We start from the raw sequence: 4,295 nt of genomic DNA, 5'->3' as shown, positions 1-4,295 counted from the left end.
ACGCCCCCGAACCGCTCCCACTGACCAACCCCAACCGCACCTCCGCCGCCACGCTCAATCACCCACCACCAACCGCCGCCAAAGCCACTTGGTCAGTGCGGGCGGTCCGCTCCGGTCTGCTACAGAGGTGGTTGCTCGCCCCGGTGGTCACGACTGCAGCTCAGGTCATCGTCGGGCTGGCACTTCAGCATTTGAGGGGCTATCCGTTGAAGTCGACCCTTCTCCGGTCAGATTTCGAGGGGAGAACCAGCAACTTGAGCGGAGGTCCCCGCGTTTCCGCTGTGCTTCGGAACCAGGCAGCCGCCAGCGGATTGATCTGCTGGTCGTCCTCTTCGTCTGCGGTGGGGAGGTCTGGGACTTTCGCGTGAGATTGTGGGGGAGTGCCGACTCGCTTGGACACTGCCCGGATTCGTGCCGCTCGCGAGGTCATCGACCCGGTCTTTCTTGATACGCCGCTGTATGAGTGCGAAGCGCTTGAGCCGGAGCTTGGCTGCTCGGTCAGTATCAAACTTGAGACCGCGAACCCGGTGCGCAGCTTCAAGGGTCGCGGTACCGAGCTCGTTGCGAGCCAGCTCACCGGCAGCGCCGCGGTGTGCGCCAGCGCTGGCAACCTCGGTCAGGCGCTGGCCTGGTCCGGTCGCAAGCGCGGTCTCGACATCACCGTCGTCGCCTCGCGGTTCGCGACGCCTGCCAAGCTCGACCGCATCCGTGCGCTCGGTGCGACCCTGGAGTTGGTCGACGGCGATCATGAACTGGCCCGCGACCGCGCCGCCGAGATCGCTCGTTCCACTGGCATCCGGCTCGTCGAGGACAGCCTCGACCTCGAGACCGGCGAAGGCGCAGCGACGATCGGGCTGGAACTGGTCGGCACGCCGTTCGACACCGTCCTCATCGCCTTGGGCGGCGGTGCGATGGCCACGGGCATCGGTCATGTGCTGAAGGATCTGGCTCCCGACGTCGAGGTCGTCTGCGTCCAGCCGGCGGGCGCACCGGCGATGACGTTGTCCTGGCAACAGCAGCGCGTTGTCACCACCGAGTCCGCCAACACCATCGCCGACGGCGTGGCCGGAAGGCGCCCGATCCCCGAAGTACTGGTCGATCTCCTGCAGGTCGCCGATGACGCCGTACTCGTCGAAGAGTCGTCGATCGTCGCCGGCGTCCGGCTGCTCCACACGCACGCCGGCGTCGTCGCCGAACCCTCCGCCGCCCTAGGCCTGGCGGCCCTCCTTGAGAACCGCACCCGCTTCGCCGGTCGCCGAGTCGTCACCATCATCTGCGGCAGTAACGTGAACCCGCCCGACCACCACCGCTGGATTCAGGCTGACCGGTAGCTCAGTACCGGCTCGCCGATCGTCCGCGCCGTCCAGCACAACGTCTGTCGCTGCTGCGCGAACAACTCGTCCCGATGGTCGAAGTACCCCAACCGCTCGACCACCCAGCCGGACAAGTCGCAGACCCCGTCCGCACAGTCCCCACCCCAAGCCACCCCGGTGCGCCCGATCGCGTCGAACAGCGTCTCCGCGCCGGCGTTGGTGAACGCCCCCGGCTCCGCCGTCTCGAACAGCTCGCCGACCGCGAGCCACTGACCGGCAACGAAGAACTCCGGCCAAGCCAAGATCACCCGTCGCGGCACCAGCGGACGCAGCCGCCCGAACCGCGGATACCAGAACCGCCCGTCGACCGCGAGCCCTTCGACGCGGGTCCGAATCCCACGGCTGCGAGCCACTGCCTCCAGAACGGCCAACCGCTGACTGCACGAACCACGGCCCCGCCGTACCGACGTCGAAGCCGACTGCAGATCGTTCAACGCGTAGACCGGCCGAATCCGGTTCCGAATCACCCCATGCGCCGAGCGAAGCCACTCCCACTCGCCCGCTGCTGGAATCTCGTCGGCGAGCTCCGCGACCAGCGCCGACTCCCAATCGAGCACTCCGGTCGCCGCCGTCGATCCGGCAACGGCCGCCGTACCGCCAACACCCCCACGCCGCCGGCGCGGCACCAGCATCCCTGAAGTCACCTCGCCAGTATCACTCAGGCGGCGAAAATCGCGTGGCGAGGACGAGCAGCAACCCATAGCGTGCAGACGAACCGGCGAGAGGTGCTGCGCATGCCCGAGATTGTCGTTCCCCTGACCGTTCGCGATCTGACCCTCGAGGATCTTCCGACCCTGGGGGAGTCGCCCTCCAAGCTCACCTCCATGGTCACGGAGCTGGGCCGCGCCGAGCGGGGCGAGGTCGACTACCTAGCCGTCTGCACACCATCCGGCCAGGCCGTCGGCTACGGAGCCGTCGACTACACGAAGCCGCCCGGTGGAGCCACCATCTACCAGCTCACGGTCCTGACCCCGTTCCAGTCCTGCGGCATCGGCACGATCCTCATCTACGCCCTCGAAGACCACATCCGCGCCCGCGGCATCCCCTTCGCCGAACTAGGCATCGACGACGCCAGCCCCCGCCCGCAAGCCCTCTACGAACGCCTCGGGTACGTCGTCAGCGGCACCGAACTGGGCTCCTGGGACATCGACACCCCCGACGGCCCAGCCCGATACGAAACCACCATCACCCTCCTCCGCAAACAACTACTCCAGCCGCCTGCTGTCGATTCGCTGGACTCTGCGCTCCCACGGGACATCGTCCGTCGGCTGGAGTCACCGCGATCGCTGGCCGAGCTCGCCGATGGGCTGCACATCACGGATGCACGGGTGCTCTGGTACCTGACGAAGCTGGCGGCGGCCGGTCTTGTCAAGCAGTCGGACGGTCTCTGGCTACGGACCTCGCTGGGGGCCGATTACCTCGGTACGCCGCCATCGGCGACCGATGACGTCACCGTGCTCCCCGGCCGTACGACGTACGACTACCAACAAGCGTTCGCCGACTCGCGAGCCGGCATGTTCGGTTCGACGTATGTCCAGGCCTCCGGCGAACATGGCGGCCGGGTGCCGTATGCCCGAGCGGTCGAGTTCAACCAGCGTCTCCAGGACCTGGTCGCCGAGTACTTCGCGCCGAACCGCATCGACCGCTCCGCGAGCCCGAAGTACGGCTTCCACTGGGTTTTGACTCCCACTGATCTGCACCCGCTCGACGACGAGTGAATATGCGCGCCACTGTCTACCTCGTCGTCGGGCTGCCTGGTGCGGGCAAAACAACGCACGCCAAGCAATTGGAGCTCGATGCGCCGGCCCTTCGTCTCACTCCGGACGAGTGGCAGATCGTGTTGTTCGACTACGAGAATCCGGATGACAAGCGGGACCTGGTCGAGGGCAAGTTGATCGAGATCGGGATGCGGGCGGCTCAGCTCGGGACCAATGTCGTGTTCGACTTCGGGTTCTGGAGCAGGGACGAACGCTCGGCCCTCCGCTCGATCGCCGCCTCGCTGGGCGTCGGCAGCAGAGTCGTCTACCTCCCCGTCGACCCCGACGAACAGCGCCAACGCATCACCCACCGTTTCGCCACGACACCCGACCAAACCTTTGCGATCAGCGAAGCCGAGCTGGCAGAGTGGCGAACCGTCTTCGAACCACCCGACCAAGCAGAGCTGGAAGGCGCCGCCCTTCCGCCGGTTCCGCCAGGCCACTCGACCTGGTCAGCCTGGGCCTCACACCGCTGGCCGTCCCTCCCCGAGCTGGTCAAGGATCCAGTCGAGTAAGTAGAGCGCCACCTCGACCCGCCGTACTGCGGTTCCCAGGAACAGTTCGCCGTACAAGCTCTCCACGTCGGGCGGCCCGGCCAGATCCCGAAGGTGCGGCCGCACCGAACTGTTGGGCGGCAACGGCCGATCGTTGGCCGCCCACAACCCCTCCATCAGGAACCACGAGCAGGTCGCACTGACGAACGCAGCCTTCAGCAAGTCCCCGCCCGCGACCGCGACCCGGATCTTCTCCGCCGGATACCTCAGACTCTCCGCGAGTTGGTCGCGCTCCGCCTGCGAGACCCGATACCCCTCGAACCGCTCCACCGCATGCTGCCTCAGCCGCGCCAGAACCCCTTGTGGGTCATGCAGAATCCGCCCATCCAGATACGCATAGACGTGCATCGGGTTCGCCTCAACCGCCGCCCGCGCCGTCGCCTCATCGCCGTACCCCCACTCGACCGGCACGCCATCCCGCACCTCATGCAGAGCCGGTCGACTAACCCCATCCCCAAGAATCACCCGCAGATCAATATCGGTCCCCGGCAACGCATCCCCCCGAGCCACCGACCCCGTCAGCAACACCCCGACAACCGCCTCATCCCGCTTCGCCTCAGCGACCAGTTCTCCCAACAACCGCTCATACGCCACAAGCACTAGACAGCCTC

General features: G+C 66.8%; 5 protein-coding genes. 3 read left to right on the top strand and 2 right to left on the bottom strand.

The window, feature by feature from the left end:
- Positions 1-380 precede the first annotated feature (380 nt).
- On the top strand, positions 381-1,331 hold the full coding sequence (locus E1261_RS43465; RefSeq protein ID WP_132416011.1) for a threonine ammonia-lyase: 951 nt from the start codon (positions 381-383) through the stop codon (positions 1,329-1,331).
- On the opposite strand, the gene E1261_RS43460 is transcribed toward E1261_RS43465, so the two are convergent.
- Positions 1,316-2,017 carry a transglutaminase domain-containing protein gene (locus E1261_RS43460; protein WP_132416009.1) on the bottom strand — a complete coding sequence of 234 codons (702 nt, stop codon included), beginning with the start codon at positions 2,015-2,017 and terminating at the stop codon, positions 1,316-1,318. The genes E1261_RS43465 and E1261_RS43460 overlap by 16 nt on opposite strands.
- Positions 2,018-2,107: 90 nt before the next feature.
- On the opposite strand from E1261_RS43460, the gene E1261_RS43455 reads away from it, so the two are divergent.
- Together E1261_RS43455 and E1261_RS43450 are read left to right on the top strand one after the other, a co-directional pair.
- Complete coding sequence (locus E1261_RS43455) at positions 2,108-3,091, top strand: GNAT family N-acetyltransferase (RefSeq protein WP_132416007.1); 984 nt, start codon at positions 2,108-2,110, stop codon at positions 3,089-3,091.
- Positions 3,092-3,093: 2 nt separating this feature from the next.
- The gene (locus E1261_RS43450) at positions 3,094-3,645 is read left to right on the top strand and encodes a P-loop nucleotide/nucleoside kinase family protein (RefSeq protein ID WP_132416005.1); all 552 of its coding nucleotides are present in this window, start codon (positions 3,094-3,096) and stop codon (positions 3,643-3,645) included.
- Here the strand turns inward: E1261_RS43450 and E1261_RS43445 are convergent.
- The coding region (locus tag E1261_RS43445) for a nucleotidyltransferase domain-containing protein (protein ID WP_238176823.1) at positions 3,595-4,295 on the bottom strand (701 nt) is incomplete at its 5' end. The genes E1261_RS43450 and E1261_RS43445 overlap by 51 nt on opposite strands.

Origin of the sequence: Kribbella albertanoniae, from assembly GCF_004348455.1 — a bacterium.
Classification (GTDB): Bacteria; Actinomycetota; Actinomycetes; order Propionibacteriales; family Kribbellaceae; genus Kribbella; species Kribbella albertanoniae.
The sequence above is the reverse complement of the archived record's forward strand: the minus strand, read 5'-3'. Positions and strand labels throughout refer to the sequence as shown.